A 26,843-nucleotide genomic window follows, 5' to 3' on the forward strand; every position below is an offset into this window, starting at 1 on the left:
AATTCTATCATGCATTAATCGCTAAGGCTAATGCGAATCACAGCAGAAATTGCAAAAGGCAGAAAACTGACTGCCAGAAGAGACAGTGCAGCAAGAATTGCCAGATAAGCAGAAGCAGATGAACCCTCCAGGGCGGCCAGGCAAGCTCCACTTCCAAATATCATCACCGGAATTACCAGAGGCAGGAGAATTAAAGCCATAAAAATCCCTTTCTGTTGTAAGCGAGTGCTAAAGGCGGCAGCCAGTACACAAAGAGCAAGAATAGCAGGGGTTCCTAAAATTAAGCTTGCGGCCAGTAAAGCGGCTTCCTGATAACTAAAACTAAACAGAAATGCCAGCAAGGGGCAGAATAACAACATGGGAATAATAGAAAATAACCAGTGGACACAAAGCTTGGCTACAACAATCAGGTTAAGCGAAAAACCCGATATTAACCATTGTTCAATGATGCCATCCTCATAATCTTGCTGAAATATTCGCTCCGATGCCAGCAACAGAGACAATAGCATGGCAGTCCAGATTAAACCTGGAGCGACCTGACGCACAATTTCTTTAACAGGCGGAATAGTCAGGGGAAAGAAAATGACGATCATGAAAAAAAACAAACTGGTATTCAGTAGCCCGCGGGGCTGGCGTGAATAAATAAGTAATTCTCGCTTTAGCTGATTTTTGAATATTCTCAAAGACAGTACTCCAGATCAGGTCGTAATTGAGAAGGTAGTTGCTGATGAGAAGTCATCACGACCTGACCACCCCGCCCCAAATGCTCATTCAAACAGCCTGCCAGACAGCGCAAAGAAAACTCATCCAGAGCGGTTAATGGTTCATCCAGTAACCATAAGTTGGCTTTTGTCATTAGAATACGAAGTAGGCCGGCCCGGCGCCGCTGTCCCGCTGACAATTGAGAAACAGGTTTATCAGCGACTTCTGTCAATCTTAAGCGCGAGAAAATTTCATACAAATCCTGCTGGCTTTGCTGCTGTAAATCAAAAAGGCAATTTTCCCTGACAGTCAATAAAGGGCTTAATCCCTGCTTATGGCCTACATAGCAAATCTGCCGGTAATAGGAGGGTAAATCCTCATAAATTGATTTTCCATTGAAACAAATATCACCAGACACTGGTTGTTGTAAACCGGCTATCAAACGCAAAAGAGTCGTTTTTCCGGAACCATTAACCCCTTTCAGATGCAATAATTGACCTCGGGCGAGGGAAAAACTAACATTTTTGAATATTAACTGATCGTCATATTCAAAGCTGAGTGCAAAGACGCTAAACATACTGAATCTTGGAGGGAAATGCCTATTATAACCCAGAGTGAAGAACTTACAAATTTTCTTGCTTTATCCTTAATTATGAAGGATCTTATGACAATTTGAATTTTGAGAGTTGGTATGGAATTTCTGGCCCATTACGGGATGTTTCTTTTAAAGTGTTTAACCATTGTGATTAGTCTTTTGCTTGCTTTGGCTGGAATCATGGCGATAAGCAAAAAACCAAGGCCTAAACTGGAAATTGTCTCTCTTAATAAACAATATGAAGAAATCAGGCAGTTGATGTTTAAAAAAGTCGCTGGCAAAGCAGAGAAAGTTAAAAAGTCCAAAAAAGAAAGCAAATCAGAAAAGCCTTCCCTCTATGTTTTACAGTTTCATGGGGATATCAAAGCAACTGAAGTGGAGCAATTGCGTGATGCCATCACTGCGATTTTATCCATAGCGGGTAAGAAAGATGAAGTGTTGCTTCTGCTGGAAAGTCCAGGTGGTGCTGTGAATGGCTATGGTCTTGCAGCCTCCCAACTACTGCGCATTCGCGATAAGAATATTCCATTGACTGTCTGCATTGATAAAGTTGCCGCCAGCGGCGGATATTTAATGGCCTGCATTGCCAATAGAATAGTTGCGGCCCCTTTTTCAATTGTAGGATCCATTGGCGTGGTTTCACAAATCCCAAACTTTCATCGCTGGTTGAAAAAACACAATGTGGACGTAGAGTTAATTACTGCGGGCGAATATAAAAGAACACTGACTATTCTTGGAGAAAACACCGAAAAGGGAAGGCAAAAATTTCAGGAGGATCTTGAAAAAATACATCAGGCCTTTCGCGAATTTGTGTTGCAAAATCGCGAGGAGATTGATATCGATCAAGTATCCACAGGAGAGCACTGGCTGTCACTCGATGCCTTTAAGTTAAAACTGGTAGACGAATTGAAAACCAGCGATGAGGTAATTATTGAAAAACTGAATCACTTTAATGTGTATAAAATAATTTCTCATCACCGCCAGTCGCTAGCCAGTAAAATTCTTAAACCGGCTGCCAAAATGCTTCACCCCTGGGCGTGAGCTGAAAAACTGCCTCCGCTTAGGTTGGGCCAAGGGTTCATAGCCGTCAGGCTAAGAAGTAATGTTATCCCCTCTCCACCGCGCGCAGCGTGGGGGGAGAGGGTAGGGTGAGGGGGTTAAAAAATTTATCACGTTAGTGATTCTATTTTGTCGTGGCAATAAACCATAATCACAGAAATATGATTAATGAATCGCTACGCGACCTTGTTTATAGCCCCCTCTCCCTAACCCTCTCCCCCGCTGCGCGCGGTGGAGAGGGGATCAGATATTCTTAGCCTGACGGCTATGGGCCAAGGGTTCAACCTACATGTAGTTAACAAACCATTTGTTAATAATCTCTAAATGGAATGAATGATACTTGCACCAGTCTTCTATGATTCTGTTATCCAGATCTTTTGTTGGCCCATGCACTCCCTGAGATAAATTTTCAGACAATAACGTCAAAGCGGCAATATTATGAATATAGAACTCAGGATCAATATACTTCATGGGCGTGGGATCATTGAGAACAAAATTCACTGGTTTTTTCTGGTTAAGAACCTCCTCCTCAGTAAAGTTTGCTCCATATTCATCATACACTCCCATATTGACCAGTATTTTTCCTTTAAACCAATCATGAGGATAGGCATCCATAATCGCTTTCTTTCCTGTCGCTGTAACAATAATTTCAGCATTCTGGATCGCTTGATGTAATGTTTGCCTATCTAGCGGAGTAATCGCTTCTATCCCTAGCTGTCGGGCTGACCTGCGTTGATTTTCACAGATATCAACTGCCACAACAGCAGCTTTATTCTGAGCACAGAAATAGGCGACTCCCCTGCCAATTTTTCCAAAGCCAAAAATTAGCCATGATTTGTTTACCGTATTGATGCCAAGCAATTGTGATATCGCTGAATGGCAACTATCAGCACAGCCAAAAACAGTTTCAAGTTGCTTTGTTAAACTGTGATCAATACTGATTACTGGAAAATCCAGTTCCTGGTTGCGGTAAATTAGATCGCCTGAGCCAGTTAGCTCAATTGCGCCAATTCTCGGCTTACCCAAAGCCTGATACAGTTCAGCGCCACAATCAAAATAAAGATCAAAAGTCTCGGAACGTAACTGATTCAGATTTTCAGTATACTGAACGCCAGTCTGCTTTAAACAATCTACCGCCTCGGGATGAGCCGTCATAAATGAAGAAGGGTTTGTCACCGTCACCTCTGCGCCCCCTGCAATAAGACAGGCTATTTTTAATAGGGTATTGGGAACCAGGGGAACATGGTGCACCACTCGTAAACCTGCCAGCGGTTTTGTTACTCTCCATTCTTCAAGCTGCTGATGCATGAAAGGAGCAGCTTCTTTTGTATAAATTTTGAAATAGTTTGCAAAGGCGGGATGCATGAGCGCGGCTTAAAAATGAAATGAGGTAATGGTATTTGAAACATAAAGAGAGCACAAGTCCAACATATTTAGTGCCAAATGCAAAATGGTTGCCCGCCTGCGCGGGCATGACATTTGTTCCAAGGCAACCGTTGTACAGGACAAAATCCTGTCATGCCCGCGCAGGCGGGCAACCATCTATCAAAATAATCCGATCTCAGAGATTAAGACTTGCAACATACCTAAGCTGGGCTATGTGCATAATAACAGGGAAATTCTCGCGAAATTTATTAATTTAGATATAATTAAATTAACAGAAATTTTATAGACGAGTGGAGAATACGATGTCTGATTTTAAATCCAAGCTTCCTAACTTGCAAGAAATCACCTCTTTCGCAAGTAAGTTGTTTAAGGATGTGAAAAATAGTGTAGGCGAAATCGTTGACGAATATAAAAAACATCGGGAAGAAGCGGAAGCAGCCAATAAAACTGAAGAAACAGAAATTGTAAGCTCTAAAACAGAGACAGTCGTTACCAAAAAAACTGAAGCACCCGCTGCTGAAACTAAAAAGGAAGATAAAGAGTAATCGTCCTCCTCACTCCCCTCCTTAGCGATACTGACCAAGACCCAATAAACGCCTGCTGCGAAGCGGCAGGCATCAACCCTCCATTAAGACTGAAGCCTTTCTGGCCTGGTTAAGCCATATTTTCTCATTTTCTCCACCAGAGTGGTGCGCCGCATATTCAGATAATTTGCTGCATGAGCGACAACCCAGTCGGATTCGTTCAATGCCTGGCTAATTAAAGCCAGCTCCGTTTTCTCCAGATGTTCTTTCAGATCAATCCCGTCAGCTGTTTGTGGCTGCTCCTGGCCAAGTACAGTCAGTAAAGTTTCTCTCTCCGAGCCTATTATCCCAGATGAACGTGTGCCTGTTTTAAATCGGCTGGGTAAATCGCCCGTATCCACAATCCCGTTAGGATATAAAATACTTAAGCGCTCGATTAGATTAGCAAGTTCTCTGACATTCCCAGGCCATTGATATCGTTCCAAAACCTCAAGAGCGGCAGGTAACAGGCGCACCCCCGATTTACCCTCCCCCTCAATTCTGGCGACCAGCTCATTAATTAATAAGGGCAAATCCTCTTTTCGCGCCCGTAAAGGGGGAACATCAATTGGAAACACATTTAAGCGGTAAAATAAGTCTTCGCGAAACTTGCCCTCTTTTATTGCCTGCTCCAGATTACGATGGGTCGCTGCAAGAATTCGGACATCCACATCAATACTTTTATTACTGCCCACTCGCTCAAAGCAGCGCTCCTGCAGCACTCTTAAAAGCTTTACTTGCATGGCAAGCGGCATATCGCCTATTTCATCGAGAAACAGCGTGCCCCCATTAGCCAGTTCAAATCGTCCCTGACGAGACGTAATGGCACCGGTAAATGCGCCTTTTTCATGTCCAAACAATTCGCTTTCCAGCAATTCAGCAGGAATAGCACCGCAATTAATTGGAATGAAGGGTTTACCCGCACGTTCCGAAAGCGCATGAATATTTCTTGCGACCACTTCCTTTCCAGTGCCTGACTCTCCAAGAATAAGGACATTGGCTTCACTGTTGGCCACCTGAGCAATAAGTTTCCTCACCTGCTTTATCGATTCGCTGTTTCCAACAAGGCTGCGAAACAGCATCGGCTGGTTGGACTCTTCCCTTTTTGAGTATTGCCGCTCCAAAACAATCTGGCACTTATGCAGGGATTCCAGGATTTGATGATAGCTGAAAGGGAAATAAAGCGAGGCAATCACATTTCGAATTTTTGATACCACCTGAGATACGGGTGGATCAATTAGTATAACCGGGACCAATGGCTCCCGGGCAGCCAACTGCCTGAGACATAGCTCAAGGCTTGCTTCTGATTCAAGCCCTATTATAGCAATTTGACCATGCAAATCGTCTATCTGCATGAATGTCGAAAAATTTACAATTGAACAAGGCTTGCCGATAAAATTAAGAATGACACTGAGTTTGTCACAACGTTCCTTGTTTTCATCAATTACAAACACAGTCTCCTTACCACGCATAAATCTTATCCTTAAGTCAAAACACCTAGTGTTCAGTATTGTTAACAGTTCATCCTCTGTCAAATATATGACAAAAAAAATTAAAACCTACGAAATTTTTGACGGTTATCGATAGCAGTTGATTTCGGCAAATGCACTGCAGGTCGGCCCGAAACAGAGCTTTTGATTACCAATAGCCTTGGTTGCCTTCACACATTTCTCAATCTGGTATTTTTTGACATTGAGATAGCCCATTCGTCTGCAAAACGAATAAGCAGCACGGCGTCCGCAGCCTTTTTCTCCATCATAACACCAGGCAACCCGATAATTATTGTATCGCGGAACCACGAATCGTCGATATCGATAATGGTAAGGCTGTGCGGGTGTATGCGAAATATCGCCCACACAACGAATGGTTTTAAAACCATTACATTGCCATCCCTTGCAGCGCATGGTAGTAACCAGATAATTGGTCAAACCGATATTGTTATCTTTTATCGCCTGATCAGCACGCTTATACCCCATCATCCGGCAATACACGGTCGCCAGCTCCAAACCGCATTTTTTACCGTCCAGAGAACAGTAATTCAGACGCTCTCCATGGTACATTGGATTCCAGAAGCTGCGATGAAAAACCTGCTTCCTGGAATCTGCAGCATGACTTGTCATCGAAAAAATAATCGACAGTAAAACAGCGATTCGATATAAAATGGTCATATTTACAATCCATTACAAAAATTACCTCAATGTTAGCCTATGCGAGGCCCGTTTCTCAATACGCAGCAGCAAATTGCATGCTATAAAGCCCAAAGTATTTACTGAGTCTGGTTCTAAATGGCCGAAAATGATTTTTTACAAATCCTTAATAGCACATTCTGATACGGTCATTTCCGAGGATCTCACGTAAGGAATTCAATAAGTCGTCACTCGGTGATACACACCATTCTTTCCCAAGACTTAATAAAACGCTCGCTTTCTCCGCTTCATATAAGACCTGAACTACGCAATGCCCTTTATGATTTTTTAATATCGCTTTAAGCGCCATAATATGTTCCGCATGCTGATAATTCAGATTCACTTTAAGCGATTTTGCAAAATGATTTCGCGCCTCAGCAATAGTCAAAATCTGGCTGGCTGACATTTTTATCCCGCCGCTAAAATCATCTTTGCTGATTTCTCCTTCAATTGCCAGCATCATACCTGTTTGAATATCAGTGGCAACGGAATCAAAAACCTCAGAAAAAACAACCACATCCATCTTGCCAGACACATCTTCCACAGACAAAATAATCAGCTTTTTTCCGCGTTTGGTCAGCACACGGCGTAATCCGGTGAGTAGCACACAGATCCAGGCTTTTTTTGCATTACCCGGGTTTAATTTAAGAATTGGGGTCACTTTGCTTTGCAATTCTTCAATGTATTGCGCCGCTGGGTGACCGCTGAAATATAACCCAAGGGTTTCTTTTTCCCCATCCAGGCGCTGCATCTGACTCCACGGTCGAGCTTCCTGGTAATCCTCTCGCGAGGTGGAATCATCTATTAAAGAAAAAAGATCGGTTTGACCGCTATTTTGATTCTGCTGTGCGGCATCCGCAAGTTTTAGTGCCCTTTCAAGCGAAGCGAATAGTACGGAACGCTCCTGCCCCCATTCATCCATTGCTCCGCATTTAATAAGGGCTTCAAGGACCCGGCGATTCACTTTTCTCAGATCAAGCCGGTGGCAAAAATCAAATAGGCCCGAAAATGCTCCAGATTGCTGACGTTCCTGAACAATACAACTGATAGCAGATTCACCAACACCTTTAATAGCTCCCAGACCATATAAAATGGTGTTGTTATTGGCCACGGTAAATTTAAATTGCGAGGTGTTAACGGAAGGAGGCAATATAGTAAGCTTCATCTGGTAACATTCATTGATGAACGTCACTACCTTATCCGTATTATCCATATCAGAAGACATTACTGCCGCCATAAATGCAGCAGGAAAATGAGCTTTCAACCAGGCGGTCTGATACGCCACCAGCGCATAGGCTGCCGAGTGCGACTTATTGAATCCATAGCCAGCAAACTTTTCCATCAGGTCGAAAATATAGGTGGCAGTCGCTTCCTCAACTCCTCGACCAACCGCCCCTTCGGTAAAAATTGCCCGCTGTTTGGCCATTTCCTCAGGTTTCTTTTTTCCCATGGCACGCCGCAGCATGTCTGCAGCGCCAAGTGTATAATTTGCCAGAACCTGGGCAATCTGCATCACCTGTTCCTGATAAAGAATAACCCCGTAAGTCGGTTTCAGGATGGGTTCCAGATCAGGATGTGGATACTCTACTTTGGCACGCCCATGTTTTCGGTCGATAAAATCATCCACCATACCCGATTGCAAGGGACCAGGTCGAAACAGTGCGACCAGAGCGATAATATCTTCAAAGCAGTCCGGCTGTAGGCGATGTATAAGCTCCTTCATTCCACGAGATTCAAGCTGAAAAACAGCCGTTGTCTGGCAGGCTTTTAACAAATCAAAAGACGCCTGATCATCAGTAGGAATTAAGCCTATATCGATAGGTGGCTCATTTTGAACCGCTCTTAAGTGATTTACCGTCTGTAGCGCCCAATCGATAATTGTCAGTGTCCTCAGCCCAAGAAAGTCAAACTTTACCAACCCTGCCGCTTCCACATCATCCTTGTCAAATTGACTTACAATCTGAGAAGAGCCCTCTTCACAGTAAATCGCGGTAAAATCAGTTAAGGTGGAGGGGGCTATCACCACGCCTCCCGCATGCTTACCAGCATTTCGGGTAATACCCTCAAGCTTCATTGCCAGATCGATAAGCTCTTTGACCTCTTCTTCTTCATCATAACGACGCTTTAACTCTTCTTCATCCTGAAGCGCCTTGGAAAGCGTTATACCAATTTCAAAGGGAATTAACTTGGCAATTTTATCAACAAAACCATAGGGATGACCTAACACACGCCCGACATCCCGCACGACTGCCTTGGCAGCCATCGTACCAAAGGTAATAATTTGCGAGACACTTTGTCGACCGTATTTTTCGGCGACATACTCGATAACCCGGTCCCTGCCCTCCATGCAAAAGTCAATATCAAAGTCAGGCATGGAGACCCGCTCGGGGTTTAGGAAACGCTCAAACAGTAATTCATACAATAAGGGATCGAGATCAGTAATTTTAAGTGCGTAAGCGACCAGTGAACCGGCTCCAGAACCCCGTCCAGGGCCAACCGGTACACCATTTTGTTTAGCCCACTGAATAAAATCAGCGACGATCAGAAAATAGCCAGGAAATCCCATTCGATTAATAACGTCAAGCTCCACCTGCAAACGCTGATCATAGACCTCTCGCTTGGCCAGCAACACTTCAGGTGTTTCATTGCGAAAAATCTGTTGCAATCGCTCTTCCAGACCCTCTCGCGATAATCTCGATAAATAGTCCGCTTCACTGGAACCATCAGGTATTGGAAAATTGGGCAGATAATTTTGACCAAGTTCAAGCTTAACCGTACAGCGTTTTGCTATTTCAACACTATTCGCCAGAGCCTGGGGCAAATCAGCAAATAACTGGACCATTTCATCTGCAGAGCGCAGATATTGCTTATCGTTGTATTCCTGGCTTCGTCTGGGATCGGCCAAAGTGTAACCTTGATGGATACACACCCGGGCCTCATGCGCATGGTAGTCATTCTGGGAAATGAAACGAACATCATTGGTCGCTACGAGAGGAATTCCGAGGCTTTGCGACATCTCAACGATAGCTTCATTATAAAAGCTTTCATCCTTTCTACCCGTACGCTGAATTTCCAGATAAAAACGCCCGGGAAACAGTTGGTTGAAGTGATGAGCCAGAGTATAAGCCTGATCCATATCACCGCTTATCAGTGCCTTGCCTATTATGCCGGATCGACCGCCAGAAAGTGCGATGAGCCCTTCGGCGTGCTCTGCCAGCCATTCATAATGGACACGGGGCTGCCCCTGATGCTGGCCGAATTGATAGGCTCTGGATACGAGACAGGTTAAATTACGATAACCAAGGTCATTCTGACAGAGTAATACCAGGGAGGAAGTGGCTTCCGGTTTATCAGCATAATGACAAGTCAGATCGCTTCCGAGAATGGGCTTAACACCGGCATCCACTGCTGTTTTGAACAATTTTACGGCAGCAAACAAATTGCAATGATCAGTAACAGCCACCGCGTTCATGCCCCGTTCACTCACCGATTTAATCAAAGGCTTGATTCTGACCAAACCATCAATCATCGAAAATTCAGAATGAACGCGTAAATGGACAAACGAGGATTTCATAACACCGACTCTTATCACTGGATAGTCAGCACTGTACCCAAGTCGCCCTGATACAGCAAGGTTTTTGTCTATTGTTGTTGTTCCTGCCAGCGTATTATTGCCATATATTTGTTATTTACACCCAATTTCTTATTGGCATTCTGCAGATGAAAATTAACTGTCCTTCTTGAAACCTCGAGGATTTTAGCAATTGCTTCCAGTCTCAATCCCTGTGATGTTAATTCAAGACACTGCATTTCACGTTGGGTGAGTGGCACATCTTTCACGGCTTCATGCGCCATAAAATGCCTGAGCTGCTGAAAATAAACCGCAGCAATGATCATCCATTCGTATTGCTTTTCCTGCCAGTTCGCAAGTCCATTTTCTTTTTGTTTCTGATGCAAAACCAGAACAACAAAATCACCCTGAGGGCCATAGACCGGGATACTTAATCCTACATCAAGGCCATAATCAAGCGACTCCTGACGTATCCGTTGTTCACGCTTGTTTTTGGCGCTGGCTAATTGCTCACTGACATTCCAGAACACCGGCAGCAGAGATTTTTCCGAATATTCAAGGGTTCTGTCAATATCCGCATAGCCTTGTTCCAGATAATATTGATGCCAGATTTTTAATGCAGGGCTCACCCAGTCATAGATTAGGCGGCTTCCTGTTTTGGTATGGCGATGATAGTAGGTGATAGCAAAACTGTGAATATTCTGCGTGTTAAAATAATCAAAAAGCAATGAATTCAGATCGTCCAGTGAGTGAGCGCTCGCAAATATCTGACAAGTCCGATGCATTTTCATCCCTATACCTGTCAAAAAAGACAGGAAGCCACGCATGTTTATTTATTATACATTAGTATCAACTGAAACACACTTCCGAGGTTATCATGCTTAAGATAATACCTGTTGTTTTGTTACTGCCAGGCATTAGTTATGCCGCTTCGATGACTAACAGCATCGCCGGTGTCGGGCCTGGTGGATCAGTCAAACCCTATATTTGTATTCAGAATGAAGGCGGAACCGTCACCCTCCCCCTCGCTCCAGGACAATCCGGGGATGCCAATGCGGCATCCGGCAATCAATACTATGCGGGAGCTACACTCCGCTTTGGGGGTTGCTCAAGCGATAATACTTATCTCGGCTATATAGGATTTAATATCAATAACTCAGGTAACAATGCCATCAGTGCCTATACTCCGCCTGAAGGTGTTCATATTACCTATAAAGACCGCCAGATTGATAGCCGCGGAGTGGTTACAGGAGCTATCGATTACACCCCTATCGACTCGAATATGAATCTACCCAACCCAAAAGAAAATAGCTACTGGCAGTTTGCGGGGATTAATTTATCGGGTCTTGAATTTGGAAAAACTATTGATCCGGTGGTCGTTCCTAATCTTTCAGAAAAAGATTCCACCACAACAAATTCGGATTTGAAAGATACTGAAACCTTTATTAAAGCAGGAGTAAATACGGTAAGAGTACCAATCAGTTGGGGCTATGTGCAATTGGATGGGGCCGGCAAAGGCGGTATAAACAAATCCTATTATGATAATTATCTTCGCCCTTTGCTACAAAGCTTAAGCCATGCAAAAGTAAATACCATCATAGACTTGCACGCCTATATGCGTTACTCAAAATTTGGTGAGCAATATTCTGGTTGCGGTGCCGATGGTCCTTGTCCGGATGGAACCTTAGTTCTTGATCCCAAAGCATATGAATCCGTGTGGGGACAATTAGTTGATCTGATTCAGCAAGACAGTCAGATTGACAAAAATTACATAATGCTGGATTTAGTGAATGAGCCAGTGGGCATTCCGGATGATAAGGTATTTACTATTCAGGCTGATTTAATCAAATACCTGCGTAATAAAGGGTTCCAGGGTTATATTCTGGTTGAAGGCAACAGCTGGACCGGGCTGCACTCGTGGACGACTTATCAGTGGACTGGAAGTGATGGGCAAACCTACTCCAATGCCACATTGTTTACCCGTGAAAATTTTGCTGAAGCCGGCATTACCGATCTTTCAAAGATACTGATTAATGTCCATCAATATCTGGATAGTGATTATAGCGGTACACATAATGACTGTCTGCAGGATTTAACAACCAAGGGCCCAAATGCCTTTAATCTTGATGAGTTTGTTGATTACTTACAGGAGAATAAACTAAAGGCGATTGTTACAGAATTTGGCACTGGAACCAACGCCGGCAGTTGTAGTGCTCCCCTGCAACAATTCATGCAATATCTGCAGGAAAATAGCGCCAAGGGTAAAGACTATGGCTTTGCAGGTTGGACCGTCTGGTCTACCGGCCATGGTTGGGGGGGCTATAATCTGCGTGTTAAACCGGATTCTTATCAATTCAATGTAATGAAAAACTTTCTCTGATAATCAGGACAAAATCAGAAAACACCTTCAACCCCCTGGATTTTAACTTGAAACCCAGGGGATTTGTCATTAACGCCTGTTTCCGAGATCCTGTTGGCGGCGTCTCGCCAATAGCCCCAGCACAACAGCCACAATAAGGCCAATCAGCATCCAGCCGAATAGGGCTGTTCCAAGACCGTTGTGAAAAAAAAGACTGGCCAGTAAGCCTCCTAATAAAAAACCACTTAGACCGCTGCGAAAGCGGCTGGTCTTATTCGTTACTGGTGGTTTTTTGGCAGATACATTTCTCGAGAAAAGCGTTTTACTTCGATAGGAACCAAATCCTTTTCCACCACCGAATCGCTTTGCTGAGGCTTCGCTGACAACCAGTCCGAAAGACAGGAAAACCAATAAGCTCATAAGAATAATTTTTTTCATAGAGTACACCTTGTTATAACCGCGAGGCTCTTTATACCTTGGCGGAAGAACTTGTTCAAGCGGTTGTGAACATTCAATAACCAATTTGAGTCTATTGAGCTGTTTCACTTCCCTTAACGGCCTGAAAAATTTGTTTTGCCAGTTTGGGCAGGCGGACTTTATTCGTATTGGTCAATAATATAATTGATATCTTGTCATCAATATGGCGAATCATAAAGCTGCTATATCCGCGGATAGCCCCATCTTTTTGAGCAACCAGTTTATTATTTCGATAGGAGACTTGCCATCCCAAAGACCAGAACAATCCATTTCGACCGCTGGGCTGTCCATTTTTCAGAGTGACTGGCCGCCACATTTGCTGGTAGGTTTGAGGGCTTAGAATTTTGCCTGCACTCATTGCCATATCCCATTTTGCCATGTCTTCAATGCTCGAGACTATTCCCCCCGATCCCCACATCTGCTGCCAGGGTTTACGATTCGGTGCAGGAACATACTGCCCATTAACAAAATGATACCCATTAGCCAATCCAGGGGGATTTAGTGTTGCAGGAAAGCCGGTTTGATTTAAATCCAGGGGATTAAATATTATAGTTTGAAGATAGCTGGCAAGGCTTTGTCCGCTGACACGTTCTATCACCCTTCCTAAAACAATAAAACCAAAATTGTTATAGCGAGTATTTGTACCCGGTGCAAACTGCATTGGCCGCCTGGCCAGCTGCTGCCAGACCCGTTGCCAGGGTAAATGCGGTCCCTGGTGCTGAGGAATACCGCTGGTATGCGACAGAAGCTCGCGGATAGTCACCGCACGCCAGGCAGCGGGAGCTTTGGGGAGGTATTTTAAAATGGAATCATCAAGCCCTACTTTGCCTTCCTGAACTAATTTCATTATCGCAAAGGCAGTGTATACCTTGGAAATGGAACCTATCGCAAATAAACTCTTAGTGGAAACAGGCCTTGAAGGGTTCAACTGCGCATTACCGTATCCTTTGATCAATAAAGGTTGACCATTTTCCACTATCGCGAGAGCAAGGCCTGGAATATGGTTTTGCTGCATGGCAGTCTGGACTATGCTATCTATTCGTACTTCCATTGCAGAGAGCGCGAAAAGAGGGGGCGAGAGAGTAAACAATAATAAGATAAAAGTTCGTACATAGCTCATGAACTCGTTGTCCTTGATGAGATATTCGATAAAGTTACTATCCCACCCAGGGCTTTTTTTAGCAAGCAAGTTACAAATTACTGGCAATATTTTGTCCTTCTTAAGCCTTCCTTAATTAATATCCCGTATAATTTTCGCATTTGACAATTAAGGTAAGCTTATGCCCGCATGGAATTTCGATTCAACTGATATTGATGAAATTGCTGTTTTCGATTTTGACCAAACCATTACCAGGCATCATACTTTTCACCCTAAGGCTCGGGCTCAACTCAAACCAGCGGCCAATATCAAGACAGGCATACTCGATTATTTCAAGTTTACTGATAAGAGACTATCTGCAATCGCTACTTATCATGATGATCCAGAGTATGTAAAACGCTACATAGAATATGCACTCGAAAAGCCCTTAACACTGGCCGAGAGCTTTGATTTTGAACACACGAAGCTTTCAGTATACATGGCGGATGGGTTAACGCATCCAATTGTGATTTCGAGTCTTCAACCTATAAACTTCGATACCCACTTGGGCGCTGTGATGCCTGAGGGAAAAAATACTCAAATACTGAATATTCTGTCTTACTTGAAAGTTTTTCATGGGCTTAATTACTCAAACACTCATCTTGAATTTTATGATGATACCTACGAAAACATTTTCGCCGCTACAAACCCTTCCTCCAAGGTTAATCTGCTCGATAAAGTGAGCCATATCAGCACGCATTATGTAATTCGCAATGCGCCTGATTTTAGATTGGGTACCCCAAGAGATGTACACGCTGAAGTAAAAGTTAATCCTCACAGCAGTGATAATCTCAAATTACTTGCAAAAGAAGCATTAGATGAGTATTTAAACTATACTAATCGCTTCTGGTCAAAAATCTCTATTTTTCACCGCCACGGACCCGAAGGGCAAAAGCGAGCGCTTGATTTTTTTGATAAATTATTTACCCAAAAAGAGGAAGACACTGCAGGGTTCCTATTGAACTTTCTGGAAAATAATAACAAAAATGGCAATACTTACCCGCATTCCTTCCGTACTCTTCTATTGAAAACTATGAGTAAACAGGGTTTGCACTGGGAAAATGAAAGCGACTTTATAAATAATTTAACCGAATTAAAAACCAGTTTATCTCTACCACCGATGACTGCCGTTGCCACAGCCTAACCAATCCTGAGTAGCGCGGCTTCTCTGTAAGGCGCGCTCAACTCTCTGTTTTTTTAAATTCAGACCGATTACTGAGCAACACTGCATTGCAACTTTAATCCTATACAGGCAAAATGACAAACTAAGCAAAAACTCTCTGGTTATCATGCAGGATCGCAAAATGGCTTATGGATGTGTTCACCCTATTAACAGCTGGCTCACTCGCTCTATTCTCGCTTTTCTAATTGCTTCCAATTCCGCCTTCGCCGATGAACCGGTTAGCTCTTGCTCTGGCCCAACCGCTTTCCTGAATCTCATTGACCGACCTAATTATGCAGACAGCTCCTGCACTGTTCCCTGGAAGTCAGTCATTATTGAATCCGGTTATCAATATCAGCGTCTTACAGATAGTGATGGCACACTACAGACTTACCCTAACATGGAGACACGTTTCGGTTTACCGGGAAACAATGAACTCTATGTACTTTGGCCAACCTATAATCAGCAATCCTTTTCGCCCCGCTATGGCAATAGCGAAACCATGGCCGGGCTAAAACATATGTTGATTAACAATAATAAATGGGTCATTGCGGTGGAAGCTGAACTATTTTTCCCCGATGGCAGCGCGGCTTATGGAAGCAAGTCGGCAGGCGGAGGCGCCAACGCCATTCTGACTTATACTATTAATCCCAAGTGGAGTGTTACTACAATGCTTGGCGTCAGCAGCTTAACAGAATCGCGCTTTAATGGCGGTGAACGCTATAACAACTTTATTCCGGATTTTGTGCTCAGTTATTCATTAAGTGATCGCCTGAGCGCCTATGGTGAAGTCTATGGTGAAACCAAAACAGGTCCTGGTGAACATAGTGGATTCAATGCCGATGCGGGTATTCTGTTTCTGGTAACCCCATCCATTATTATCGATATCAACGCTGGCCAGCGAATAAGCGGCTATCCCGGCTCTTTTGAAAATTACTTCGGAGCAGGGATTTCCTTTATGATTTAATTGCTCTAGGAAAAATATGGAACAAAAAACTCAGGTACTTATTACAGGTGCAGGTCCAGTTGGCTTAAGTACCGCCATCGGCCTTGCCAGGCAAGGCATCAAATCAGTTGTTATTGAAAAGCATCCAGGCACCACCAATCATCCCAAGGCAAGAGGGGTTAATACCCGAACAATGGAAATTTTTCGATTGTGGGGTCTGGAGTCACAACTGCGTCAACACCAGCTTCCTGCCGAAGCCCATCGATTTATCTGGCTTGAGTCATTGCAGGGCAAAGAATTAACCCGGGTCAATGCAAAACCAAGACCTTCCTCCTACAGTCCCACAGAAGTCGCTGTTATATCACAGGACAGGGTTGAAGAGGCCCTGCTCGCCGCCGCGCAAAGCTACCCGCAGATTCAGTGCTGCTTCAATACAAAAATGATTGGTTTTGAGCAGGATGAATCCGGTGTAAAAACAACTGTTCTTGATACGGTCTCTCAAAAACAATATCTCATTGAATCAGAATATATGGTTGCCGCCGATGGTGCCAATTCCAGCACCCGGCCGCTATTGGGCATCGATATGCAGGGTAAGGATAATCTGGGAGAATTTTGCAACATTTATTGCGAAATGGATCTATCAAAATACTTAAACGACAGGCCCAGTGTCGGATTCATGTTTACCCGAAAAGATATTATGGGCACCTCCCTGCTCTCCAAGGATGGCTCGAAACGGTGGCTGGTTGGTGTGCGCTATGATCACATTCCTGAATTGACCAGGGAAAGTTTTACCGATCAATTCTGCATTGAACTGATTGAAAACCTCGTGGATGATAAATCTATCCAGATCAAGCTGATTAATAAAGCGTTCTGGACTATGGCTGCCTTGATTGCTGAAAATTACCGTAAAGGGAGAATCATCCTGGCCGGCGATGCCGCCCACCGTTTGCCGCCTACGGGAGGACTGGGGATGAATACTGGTGTGCAGGATGCACATAATCTCGCCTGGAAGCTTGCTGCTGTTATTAAAGGTTATGGTACTACTTCCCTGCTTGACACATATTATGAGGAGCGCGCTCCAATTGCTCAGAATAATATTGCCTGGAGCACAAAAAACGCAATGCGCTTCACCCGCATTTTTGAAGCCATCTATAATGAAGACTATGAAACCATGTCAGCGGCCCTGGAAGAACAAAATGAGCACTTGAATCAGGTAGGACTGGATATCGGGTTTCGCTATGAAAGCGGTGCGATGATTGCGGAAAACAGCCCCCCTCCATCACCCAATACCTCCGATTATCAGCCCTCCACCTACCCAGGAAGCAGAGCACCTCATTATCCTCTTGAAAAAAATGGGGTTACCATTTCTACTCTTGACTTATTCGATCATCATTTTGTATTACTTAGCGCCGACTCAAACCAAGAATGGTACAAGGCTGTTAGTGCCATTAACAATAAATATCCAATAAAGAGTTATCGCATTGGCGAGAAAGGAGAGCTTCAAGATCCCCAGGGAGACTGGCTTAAAGTCTATGAACTGACTCAATCAGGTGCTGTTTTGGTGCGGCCAGATGGTCACATCGCCTGGCGTACAATCGAAAAACTAACTGATCCACAAAATAAACTGGAACAAATCTTGAATGAGATATTAACAGGCAGTTAATTTAGAGGATTTACTATGAAACGCAGCAGGATGGTTTGTTTTGTCGTAATGCTATCAGCTCTTATCGGTAGTGTCTCTCTTTTAAGTGCTTGCAACAACAGCACTTCGGATAAGTACCCGCATCCGGTGGATGAAGATTATGGCGGTGGCGGTACGGGTGGAATGGGAGGCTTCGGAGGACATGGAGGTCATTAACTGACATCCATACATTCACTATTAAGGCTGCATTATGCAGCCTTAAGGGCAGTTCAAAAATTATTTAACTCGCCAGGGCATCAGTTGCTGTAACATACTCATATCCCAAATCGCGGGCTACTGCTTCATGTGTGATCATTCCTTTATGAACATTTAATCCATTCAATAAATGACCATCGCTTAACAGCGCCAGCTTGACACCTTTGGTTACCAGACTGATTACAAAGGGGAGCGTTGCATTATTTAGTGCAAAGGTAGATGTTCGCGGAACAGCACCAGGCATGTTAGCCACACAATAATGCACGACATTTTCAATCACATAAGTTGGCTCATGATGCGTAGTCGGTCGACTGGTTTCAAAACAACCGCCCTGATCGATGGCTACGTCAACGACCACAGAACCGGGTCGCATCGCTTTTAACATCGAGCGCGTCACTAATTTGGGGGCAGCAGCACCTGGAACCAGAACCGCTCCGATAACCAGATCAGCGTTCGTAACATACTGCTCCAAAGCTTCAGCAGTGGCATAAATGGTATTCAATTTGGCGCCAAACTGAAAATCAAGTTCACGCAAACGAGTTAATGATTTATCAAGAACCGTTACTCTGGCCTCCATTCCCATTGCCATTCGGACTGCATTGGTTCCTACCACTCCGCCGCCTATTACCAGAACATTTGCAGGAGCGACACCTGGAACGCCGCCTAAAAGAACCCCGCTTCCTCCCTGCGCCATCTCCAGACAATGAGCGCCAGCCTGAATAGACATGCGCCCTGCGACCTGAGACATAGGAGTCAACAAAGGCAAGCCACCGTCATTTTGCGTCACCGTTTCATAGGCAATTGCAGTCGCGCCTGATTCTTTCAGCAGGCGAGTCTGCTGTGGATCCGGGGCCAGATGAAGATAGGTAAAAAGGGTTTGTCCTTCTCGAAGACGATGGCACTCCACTGGTTGAGGCTCTTTTACTTTAACGATTAACTCAGCCCGCTCAAATACTTCATCAGCAGTTGCCAGGATCTCAGCTCCAGCGGCACGATACTGATCATCAGTAATTCCAATACCAAGGCCAGCTCCTTTTTCTACAAAAACGGTGCTTCCTACTCGCGTAATTTCTCGAACGCTGGCAGGAACCAATCCCACGCGATTCTCCTGCGGTTTGATTTCTTTTGGAACACCGACAAACATATTCACCCCCCGATTATTGTTTTAACTGCTCGATAAGCTGAGGCACCAGCTCGAATAAATCACCGACCAATCCATAAGTGGCTATTTGAAAAATAGGAGCATCCTCATCTTTATTGATTGCGACAATTACTTTAGAGTCTTTCATTCCAGCCAAATGCTGAACTGCTCCTGAAATGCCAATCGCAAAATATAAATCCGGGGCGACTACTTTGCCAGTTTGCCCCACCTGATAGTCGTTAGGAACAAATCCGGCATCAACAGCTGCTCTCGACGCGCCCACTGCAGCCCCCAGAACATCGGCCAGCTCCTCAATCAATTTAAATTTTTCAGCATTCTGCAAACCGCGCCCGCCCGATACGATGATTTTTGCACTTCCCAATTCAGGCCGTTCTGACTTACTTAGCTGATGGCTTACAAAATGGCAGTTCTCTTCTGCAATCACTGTGCTGATGCGTTCAATACAGCAGGCTGTTTGCTTCTCCTGAATACTGTCAAACGCTGTGGTACGAATAGTTAATACTTTCCTCGCATCAAGAACTTTCACCGTTTCTATCGCGTTTCCTGCGTAAATCGGGTGCTGGAACTCGTCTGAAGAAATAATACGGCTGACATCCGAAACCTGAGCCACATCAAGCAAGGCCGCAACCCGTGGCAGTATATTTTTTCCAAAGGTTGTAGACGCAGCAAGAATGGCTGTGAATGATTCAGCAAGGCTTGCCACTAGCTGACTTGTATTTTCTGCCAGCTGATGGGCATAGCATGGATTATCCACTAAAAGAACGGAATGAACACCCGCCACAGCAGCTGCCTGCTCGGCAACAGCTTGACAATTATGGCCCATCACCAGAAACACCGGCTTATCATCGAGCTGAAGTGCGGCTGCCAAAGTATTCAGGGACGCAGGGTGCAATTGTTTATTGTCATGTTCCGCAATGACTAGAACGCTCATAATCTCTCCCTGAATTAAAGCACTTTGGCTTCATGTTTTAATTTATCTATCAAACTACTGACCGAGTCGAGTTTGACACCAGCGCTTCTCGCAGAGGGAGCAGTAACCGACACCACTTTAACATGCTCTTTAAGTTCAAGATTCAGACTGCTCAGATCGATGATATCAAGCGGTTTCTTCTTGGATTTCATGATATTAGGAAGGCTGGCATAACGAGGTTCATTAAGACGTAAATCTGTACTAACTACAGCGGGCAATTGCATTTGCAAGGTTTCCAGACCACCATCAATTTCCCGGGTCACAGTGATGGTATTATTTTCAATATTCAAAGAAGAGGCAAATGTAGCCTGAGACCAGTTTAACAAGGCGGCAAGCATTTGCGGCGTCTGGTTATTATCCCCGTCAATAGATTGCTTACCCATTAATATCAGACCTGGCTTTTCCTGATGAACTATCGACGACAAAATTTTTGCGATATTCAGGCTGCAAAAAGTCTGATCGGTTTTGACCAGAATAGCCCGATCAGCTCCCAGAGCCAGACCATGCCTTAAGGTTTCCTGAGAGGCGTCGCTGCCAATTGAGATAATGACCACTTCAGAGCCTAAGTTTTTCTCTTTCAGACGAAGCGCTTCTTCTACAGCAATTTCGTCAAAAGGGTTCATGGACATCTTGATATTTTGTGTTTCTACCCCCTGATTATCGGCTCTAACACGGATTTTTACATAGGGGTCAATCACACGCTTCACTGCAACCAAAATTTTCATAGATCCTCACTGGATTCACTCATTATCAGTTTACGAGTATTTTCAAACTGCTTTTATTTTTATCCTGAATCAAGCCCTACATCTTGCCAGAGAACGAGTACATAATTCAAGGCTAGTTTTCAGTAAGCCTGTTCAGCTCTTAGGACAATAATGCCGAATTAACTAGACAGCAGTAATTTCCTCCAGAAACTGGTGAAAGCTTTCTCCAATTTCCGGATGGCGCAATCCAAACTCAACACTTGCCTGCATATATCCCAATTTGGATCCACAATCATAGCGTTTACCGTCAAATTGATAAGCCAGTACTTTTTCGCAGTCAAGCAATCGCTTAATCCCATCAGTAAGCTGAATTTCTCCGCGCTCGTCTGGCGGTGTTTCCCGTAAGGCGGTAAAAATTGCCGGAGTAAAAATATAACGCCCTACTGCTGCCAGATTTGAAGGGGCTGTTTTGGCTGCCGGTTTTTCAATCATCCCGGTCACTTCGGAAAAACGCTCCTGCGGATTTACAAGACTAACTACACCGTATTGATGTACATCATGCCAGGGAACGGATTGAACAGCCAGAATCGATTTTCTCTCTTTCATAAAAAAATCGACCATCGACAATAAACAGGGAAAACGCAGATCGTCAATCAAATCATCTGCCAATAATATTGAAAAGGGATCCTCACCAATCACATGCTCTGCACAGAGAATCGCATGCCCAAGGCCCATCGGTTGATTTTGCCGGACATAGGTAAACTGAATCCCTTCAGGGGAAACATTGCGTACCAGCTCCAGAAAGCTTTCTTTTCGTTGCTCTAAAAGCCGGCTTTCGAGCTCGAATTGTTTATCAAAATGATCCTCAATAGCTCTTTTAGTAGAGCTGGTGATGAAAATCATATGGTTGAACCCGGCTCGAGCAGCCTCTTCTACCGCATATTGAATCAGCGGCTTATCTACAACCGGCAACATCTCCTTTGGAGTAGCCTTGGTAGCAGGTAAAAAACGGGAGCCTAGTCCTGCAACAGGAAACACCGCCTTTTTTATTGGCATCGCTTATCACCTAATCGTTATATCCAATAACAACAGGACGTCCTACAGAATAATACATCTGCAAATTGGCTTCTTTGACTGCTTTTAAGTCGAAGCAATTACGTCCATCAAAAACTGCCGCTCGTCCAATAGATCGTTTCATCGCAGAAAGAGAATAAGACTGGAATTCAGACCATTCAGTGGCAATTATTAAAGCATCTAAACCTGCAAGTACTTCTTCGGCAGATTTTGCCCATACGATATTATGCTCGCCCTGAAAAAGCAACTGGGCAGCATCTGTAGCTACAGGATCGTAGGCCACCACTAAAGCATCCTCCCGAAGAACTGACTGAATAGCAATTAAACTACTGGCTTCTCTTAAATCATCTGTATCCGGTTTAAATGATAATCCCCAGAACCCCAGCTTTAAACCGCTTAAGTTTTGGTTAAAATGACTCATCAAGTTCTTAAAAACCCAGTTTTTCTGTTGATTGTTCACTTCGTCTATCGCAAGCAGCAAAGAGGGATTCAATTGCAGGTCGACAGCACATTGGGCAAGAGCTCTGACATCCTTTGGAAAACAGGAACCGCCATAGCCTATTCCGGCATTCAGAAAGTGAGGACCAATGCGTTCATCCAGCGCCATGCCCCGGCGTACCTCCTCGATGTCAGCCCCGCTAGCCTCTGCGATTTGGCTAATCTGGTTGATAAAGCTTATTCGGGCAGCCAGCATGGCATTGGCAGAATACTTGGTCAACTCGGCAGAAGAGCGGCTCATTGCCAGAAACGGTATCCCTTTGTTGATCAATGGCTGATAGACTTCCTGCAGGCAGGCGATGGAAGACGACTCTCCGCCTGCGATAATGCGGTCGGCATTTAAAAAGTCAAACACAGCAGAGCCTTCCCGCAAAAACTCAGGATTAGATGCCAGATGCACCGAAATATCCTTGTTCAATAGTGCTAATTCTTCCTTAACAAGATTTTCCAGAAGCTCCCCGGTTCCTACGGGAACAGTGGATTTACAAATAATAAAACTATCTCTTTCAGCCAGTTGAGCTATTTTTCGGACAACCTCTTTGACCTGAGATAAATCAGCCCGACCATCCTCTAATCCCGGTGTGCCTACGGCAATAAAATGAACATTCGTGAAATAAACTGCCTCTTCAAGCTCTGAATCAAATCGCAGCCTGCCTGCACCGCTTTGTTCAGAAAGCAACTGAGGCAAATTTTTTTCATGAATAGGACAATGCCCTGATTGTAAGGATTTAATTCGGTTATGATTTACATCCACGCATAAAACATTATGTCCCAGACTAGCGAAACAGGCAGAGGAAACCAGACCCACATAACCTGCTCCATATACAGCTATTTTCATAATTACTCTCACTTCCTTTAAACACAGGTTAAAGCGCTTGGCTCGCACTCATTACCTTCAAACAGTCCAGGTTCCTCCTGGGGCGGCTTGTTTACAGTTCTAAGTGTTGCGAGCGCCTTGGTAACCGCACGGGCAGCTTCTGTTCCTGTGGCACATATATCTTTGTTGTAAGACAGTTTTCTTAGCCGGTCTTCGATATTTTTTAACTTTATTTCGAGCGAATTATTTGAAGCGTCTTCTTGTTGGAAAACTTTTAAAAGCTCCTTCATTTTCATGCTTTTTGTATGCCCATAGCGAAGACTGGCGGCAGTTTGTTTTGATTGCTGATAAATATATTCTTCAAGAGGAATCGCAATCAGTTTAATCTCAAACTCACTAAAGTAATGCCCCCATAAGCCAATCTCTGCTGACAGATCTAAATCGCTTATCGCTGCAGAAGGCATGATGCTGTTAAATATTCTTTTCTGAGTCTCCAGGCTTAATACCAGCCCCACCTTAAAAATCAGATAAATCAGATTGGTGCCCTGAGCCATTGCTGTTACAGCCAGCTTTGAAAATATCTCAATGAAATAATGGGTCTGTTTTCCAATTGCCTGAACAATATCGATTTGTGATTTCTGAAGCCAGTCAGAGCCTTTCCAGATTACATAAACTGTTGCGAATAATAGCGCAAACTCCTCAATATATAAACCTGCACAAAGTGCGGTAGTGACCAGAGGTAACTTGTCGATAGTGGTTTGGAACCAGTTTTCTGGCAATTCCCGGGCATTGCTATGATAATCCTGAATTGAACCAAACATTGAGATGAGGCTATTGAGTAAAGCACTCTGCAATACATTATCAGAAGTTTCCTTATCTTTGTGTAACTTGCTGATGAGCTGATCAAGGCTGGATACCTCCACATATTGCGAAGGCTTATAATTAAGATTTTTTTGCAGGATAAGATGACTTTGAGCGAGCAGATAACGGCATAATCCCTTTTCATAGGTTGTATCTGTGATTTGCTGTTCAAGCCAGGCTATACGTCCCTGACTTCTGTTAGCTTCTATCAACTTATCGAGTTCCGCATAAGTCTGTTCAAGCTTGTCCGGCTGCCCCGCGAATTGTCCCAGCAATTGCGAAAAACAGGTCATCAGCGTCAGCTTGATTTTTCTTTGCTGGTAGTCATTCAGCTCAATACGATTGGTATCATAATAATCCACAATGGAACTTAATTTTCTCTCTAACTCTTCTATTGTCATCCCTGTCTCCGTATGTACTTCGTGCATTGAATCAAGCGTTATCTTTTAAGCAAAATAGTGTTAGGATACAAAAATTGTAACTCTCCAGGTACGCCATCCTGAGCCAGATTCAGGAGATCCTTCACTGCGTTCAGGATGACGTTGAGACGATTTGATTAAATTAAATCAAACTTACCCACAACCTGGGGAGTTACCAAAAACTTATCATAAGGCACAGTAAAATTCTGGTCTCCTGCTAACACTCATTACTGCATTTTTATGGATATGAATCAACTAACTGCCTCAAAAAAAAACAAGTTCTTATCGACCGCAGGGCTGCTCGGCTTTTGCCTCATTATTATTTTTATACGACTTTTTTTAAGAGGCAGCTTACTTGAAATTGATGAAGCGGAACAAATTGTCCTGGCGCAGCATTTTTCCTGGGGTTATCTTAATCAACCGCCCTTGTATAATTGGCTGCAATACAGTCTGTTTCACTTGTTTGGCGCAAATCTTTTCAGTTTAATAGCCTTGAAATCAGTACTGCTTTTTGGCTGTTTGTTTTATTATCATCGCATTTGCCAGTTACATTGTAAAAATTCTTTATTGGCCTGGTGCGCTACGGTTTCCTGGGCTTTAATTCCCGCAATCAGTCTGGATTTGCTGAAGGACAATACGCACTCAGTACTGGCTTTGTTAATGGCTTGCATCAGCTGGTATATAGTTTTTAAACCGCAAAGCCTGTCCAGCTTTGGTGACTATTGCATCCTGGGCTTAGTCATGGGCTGTGGCCTGCTTTCCAAATACAATTATTTATTCTTTCTTTTACCCCTGCTTCTTACGATTTTATCCATTGAGGAAATTCGTTCCCGAGTAAAGCCCGCTTATTTATTTCTATCCTTTTCATTGGCGTTACTGATTGCAAGTCCCTATCTGATATGGCTTTATCATTTTGCCAGTATTGGCCTGCATGCCAGCTATAAGCTGGTCTCGCAAGACAAATCGGTCATTCACGGGGCGCTTGAAGTTCTTAAAGGCAGTTTACTATTCATTCTGCCCGTTTACATAATTAGCCAGATCTTTTTTCCGCAATCGTTTCCCTTCCGACCTAAAACGCTGGAAAGCCGCATTGTTAATGTTTATTTCATCTATGCGCTGGCGTGTCTGATCATCCTGGTACTGGCATTTGGGATCAAAAATTTTGAAACACGATGGCTTATCCCGATATTTTTTATAGTACCAGTTCTTTTTTTTAGCCCAATTAAAGAAAATCAGTTTAATCCGAAACGTTTTGCTCGCTACATGGTATGCTGTCTTCTTCTGCAAGGCTTTTTTATTTCAGCACTGGTCTATCGGGCACATTTTGGAAATCAGCGCAACCTGCGTTTCCCTTTCACAGAGCTGGTTCATGTGCTGAAACAATCAGACAGCTCCTTCAATTATATTCTTTCCGATTCATTCTGGTTACTTGGAAATCTGTACACACAAACCGGAACTGATTTTCGTTTTATTGATACTCTGACACCGTTCCAGTATCCGAAAGGCCACTTGTTTTTAACCTGGATGGGAGCGAAAACCCCATCCTGGGTTCGAGATCTATTTCCAAATCAGGAAATTGTGGTTCACCCGATATACTCCACAACCCGCCCGCCGGAGATTCTTGGCGGCTGGAGCGAGTATAATGGCCCTATGCCATTGGTTGCCTTGGTCTGAGCTTTATCATATTTATTGAATTTTTACCCAACTTATCTCATAATATGCAAATAATTTATTTATTTTACAATTACTATGACAGCCTATTTAAATAATCTTCTAAACAAAAGATCCTGCCAGAATTCCACTCATCCAGCTATCGTATCCTTAAAAGAGATTTGCAAAGATAGCCAAAAATTAACACTTGCCGATTATCAAAAAATAATTACACAGTTTATCAAATCGCCCGCAACTGACACTGATAGCGTCAATATTGAAAAATTCATTTTTTCAGCCTACGAATTAGAATGCTATCATCGCCAGCTTCAGGCGCAGTGTAAGCCCTCTGTTGAGTCGGCTAAAAAAACAAGTCCGACACTTTTTGGAAGAGAAATTACCTCAATTTCTCCCCATCGCCTCGAGATTTTGAATCTACTCATTAAATTAAATATATTAGATGACAAACTATTTGAAGCCGTAAGTTCTTATCCACGTGCTCAGGTTCAAAACCTTTATACTCAGTTCAAGTCTATTAAAAGCCAGGATGATTTTTGGAGCGTTCATAATGAATGGAGCGCTGAAAATAAATCCGAAGAAGTTGTTGCCGAAAATGCAACATCTACTGTGATACCGCCGAATTAAAC

24 protein-coding genes are annotated in these 26,843 nt (G+C 43.7%); 9 read left to right on the forward strand and 15 right to left on the reverse strand.

All coding sequences use genetic code 11. From position 1 onward, the window contains the following. Positions 1 to 14: 14 nt before the first annotated feature. Complete coding sequence (gene ccmB / locus E1O89_RS04690; RefSeq protein WP_262337401.1) at positions 15 to 683, reverse strand: heme exporter protein CcmB; 669 nt, start codon at positions 681 to 683, stop codon at positions 15 to 17. After that, positions 680 to 1,279 (reverse strand): cytochrome c biogenesis heme-transporting ATPase CcmA, encoded by a 600-nt coding sequence (gene ccmA / locus E1O89_RS04695; RefSeq protein WP_133139159.1) that lies wholly within the window; start codon positions 1,277 to 1,279, stop codon positions 680 to 682. The genes ccmB and ccmA overlap by 4 nt, the downstream gene beginning before the upstream one ends. A 114-nt stretch (positions 1,280 to 1,393) precedes the next feature. On the opposite strand from ccmA, the gene sohB reads away from it, so the two are divergent. Then, on the forward strand, positions 1,394 to 2,338 hold the full coding sequence (gene sohB, locus E1O89_RS04700; RefSeq protein WP_133139160.1) for a protease SohB: 945 nt from the start codon (positions 1,394 to 1,396) through the stop codon (positions 2,336 to 2,338). A gap of 303 nt (positions 2,339 to 2,641) precedes the next feature. Here sohB and E1O89_RS04705 read toward each other — a convergent pair whose 3' ends face one another. Then, entirely contained in the window at positions 2,642 to 3,721 is a 1,080-nt protein-coding gene (locus E1O89_RS04705) for an NAD-binding protein (protein WP_133139161.1), read from the reverse strand. Between the two features lie 323 nt (positions 3,722 to 4,044). Here E1O89_RS04705 and E1O89_RS04710 point away from each other — a divergent pair, with 323 nt between their 5' ends. Further along, positions 4,045 to 4,287, forward strand: a complete 243-nt coding sequence (locus tag E1O89_RS04710) for a hypothetical protein (protein WP_133139162.1) — start codon at positions 4,045 to 4,047, stop codon at positions 4,285 to 4,287. Between the two features lie 83 nt (positions 4,288 to 4,370). On the opposite strand, the gene E1O89_RS04715 is transcribed toward E1O89_RS04710, so the two are convergent. The 4 genes from E1O89_RS04715 to E1O89_RS04730 all read right to left on the reverse strand — a co-directional run bounded on the left by E1O89_RS04715 (position 4,371) and on the right by E1O89_RS04730 (position 10,853). Continuing rightward, complete coding sequence (locus tag E1O89_RS04715; RefSeq protein ID WP_112217998.1) at positions 4,371 to 5,777, reverse strand: sigma-54 interaction domain-containing protein; 1,407 nt, start codon at positions 5,775 to 5,777, stop codon at positions 4,371 to 4,373. Between the two features lie 105 nt (positions 5,778 to 5,882). After that, complete coding sequence (locus tag E1O89_RS04720; protein WP_112217999.1) at positions 5,883 to 6,473, reverse strand: hypothetical protein; 591 nt, start codon at positions 6,471 to 6,473, stop codon at positions 5,883 to 5,885. A gap of 145 nt (positions 6,474 to 6,618) precedes the next feature. Further along, positions 6,619 to 10,065: a DNA polymerase III subunit alpha gene (gene dnaE / locus E1O89_RS04725; RefSeq protein ID WP_133139163.1), complete on the reverse strand. Its 3,447-nt coding sequence runs from the start codon at positions 10,063 to 10,065 to the stop codon at positions 6,619 to 6,621. 68 nt (positions 10,066 to 10,133) lie between these two features. Beyond that, complete coding sequence (locus E1O89_RS04730) at positions 10,134 to 10,853, reverse strand: helix-turn-helix transcriptional regulator (RefSeq protein WP_262337402.1); 720 nt, start codon at positions 10,851 to 10,853, stop codon at positions 10,134 to 10,136. Between the two features lie 86 nt (positions 10,854 to 10,939). Between E1O89_RS04730 and E1O89_RS04735 the strand changes: the two genes are divergently transcribed. Continuing rightward, positions 10,940 to 12,442: a glycoside hydrolase family 5 protein gene (locus E1O89_RS04735; RefSeq protein ID WP_133139164.1), complete on the forward strand. Its 1,503-nt coding sequence runs from the start codon at positions 10,940 to 10,942 to the stop codon at positions 12,440 to 12,442. Positions 12,443 to 12,511: 69 nt separating this feature from the next. Here the strand turns inward: E1O89_RS04735 and E1O89_RS04740 are convergent, their stop codons facing one another. Next, positions 12,512 to 12,859 carry a hypothetical protein gene (locus E1O89_RS04740; protein ID WP_133139165.1) on the reverse strand — a complete coding sequence of 116 codons (348 nt, stop codon included), beginning with the start codon at positions 12,857 to 12,859 and terminating at the stop codon, positions 12,512 to 12,514. 91 nt (positions 12,860 to 12,950) lie between these two features. Next, positions 12,951 to 14,018 (reverse strand): serine hydrolase domain-containing protein, encoded by a 1,068-nt coding sequence (locus E1O89_RS04745; RefSeq protein ID WP_133139166.1) that lies wholly within the window; start codon positions 14,016 to 14,018, stop codon positions 12,951 to 12,953. A 160-nt stretch (positions 14,019 to 14,178) separates the two neighbouring features. Between E1O89_RS04745 and E1O89_RS04750 the strand changes: the two genes are divergently transcribed. The 4 genes from E1O89_RS04750 to E1O89_RS04765 all read left to right on the forward strand — a co-directional run bounded on the left by E1O89_RS04750 (position 14,179) and on the right by E1O89_RS04765 (position 18,002). Continuing rightward, positions 14,179 to 15,180: a hypothetical protein gene (locus tag E1O89_RS04750; protein WP_133139167.1), complete on the forward strand. Its 1,002-nt coding sequence runs from the start codon at positions 14,179 to 14,181 to the stop codon at positions 15,178 to 15,180. A gap of 160 nt (positions 15,181 to 15,340) precedes the next feature. Continuing rightward, a complete protein-coding gene (locus tag E1O89_RS04755; RefSeq protein WP_165483060.1) occupies positions 15,341 to 16,165 on the forward strand; it encodes a transporter in 825 nt (274 codons plus the stop codon). A gap of 16 nt (positions 16,166 to 16,181) precedes the next feature. Next, the gene (locus tag E1O89_RS04760; RefSeq protein WP_133139169.1) at positions 16,182 to 17,807 is read left to right on the forward strand and encodes an FAD-dependent monooxygenase; all 1,626 of its coding nucleotides are present in this window, start codon (positions 16,182 to 16,184) and stop codon (positions 17,805 to 17,807) included. A 15-nt stretch (positions 17,808 to 17,822) separates the two neighbouring features. Continuing rightward, positions 17,823 to 18,002 (forward strand): hypothetical protein, encoded by a 180-nt coding sequence (locus E1O89_RS04765; RefSeq protein WP_133139170.1) that lies wholly within the window; start codon positions 17,823 to 17,825, stop codon positions 18,000 to 18,002. Positions 18,003 to 18,066: 64 nt separating this feature from the next. On the opposite strand, the gene ald is transcribed toward E1O89_RS04765, so the two are convergent. The 6 genes from ald to E1O89_RS04795 form a co-directional block, all read right to left on the reverse strand. Further along, positions 18,067 to 19,185 carry an alanine dehydrogenase gene (ald, locus tag E1O89_RS04770; RefSeq protein WP_058506739.1) on the reverse strand — a complete coding sequence of 373 codons (1,119 nt, stop codon included), beginning with the start codon at positions 19,183 to 19,185 and terminating at the stop codon, positions 18,067 to 18,069. A gap of 13 nt (positions 19,186 to 19,198) precedes the next feature. Continuing rightward, on the reverse strand, positions 19,199 to 20,134 hold the full coding sequence (locus tag E1O89_RS04775) for an electron transfer flavoprotein subunit alpha/FixB family protein (RefSeq protein ID WP_133139171.1): 936 nt from the start codon (positions 20,132 to 20,134) through the stop codon (positions 19,199 to 19,201). Between the two features lie 14 nt (positions 20,135 to 20,148). Next, the gene (locus E1O89_RS04780) at positions 20,149 to 20,898 is read right to left on the reverse strand and encodes an electron transfer flavoprotein subunit beta/FixA family protein (protein WP_133139172.1); all 750 of its coding nucleotides are present in this window, start codon (positions 20,896 to 20,898) and stop codon (positions 20,149 to 20,151) included. A gap of 162 nt (positions 20,899 to 21,060) precedes the next feature. After that, positions 21,061 to 21,933 (reverse strand): UTP--glucose-1-phosphate uridylyltransferase GalU, encoded by an 873-nt coding sequence (galU, locus tag E1O89_RS04785; protein WP_133139173.1) that lies wholly within the window; start codon positions 21,931 to 21,933, stop codon positions 21,061 to 21,063. Between the two features lie 10 nt (positions 21,934 to 21,943). Then, a complete protein-coding gene (locus E1O89_RS04790; RefSeq protein ID WP_133139174.1) occupies positions 21,944 to 23,287 on the reverse strand; it encodes a UDP-glucose dehydrogenase family protein in 1,344 nt (447 codons plus the stop codon). Between the two features lie 17 nt (positions 23,288 to 23,304). After that, positions 23,305 to 24,528 carry a hypothetical protein gene (locus tag E1O89_RS04795; RefSeq protein ID WP_133139175.1) on the reverse strand — a complete coding sequence of 408 codons (1,224 nt, stop codon included), beginning with the start codon at positions 24,526 to 24,528 and terminating at the stop codon, positions 23,305 to 23,307. A gap of 264 nt (positions 24,529 to 24,792) precedes the next feature. Between E1O89_RS04795 and E1O89_RS04800 the strand changes: the two genes are divergently transcribed. Both E1O89_RS04800 and E1O89_RS04805 read left to right on the forward strand, forming a co-directional pair. Then, complete coding sequence (locus E1O89_RS04800) at positions 24,793 to 26,220, forward strand: glycosyltransferase family 39 protein (RefSeq protein ID WP_165483061.1); 1,428 nt, start codon at positions 24,793 to 24,795, stop codon at positions 26,218 to 26,220. 75 nt (positions 26,221 to 26,295) lie between these two features. Continuing rightward, positions 26,296 to 26,841, forward strand: a complete 546-nt coding sequence (locus E1O89_RS04805) for a hypothetical protein (protein ID WP_133139177.1) — start codon at positions 26,296 to 26,298, stop codon at positions 26,839 to 26,841. Positions 26,842 to 26,843 lie beyond the last annotated feature (2 nt).

Origin of the sequence: Legionella genomosp. 1, from assembly GCF_900640215.1 — a bacterium.
Lineage (GTDB): Bacteria > Pseudomonadota > Gammaproteobacteria > Legionellales > Legionellaceae > Legionella_C > Legionella_C quinlivanii_A.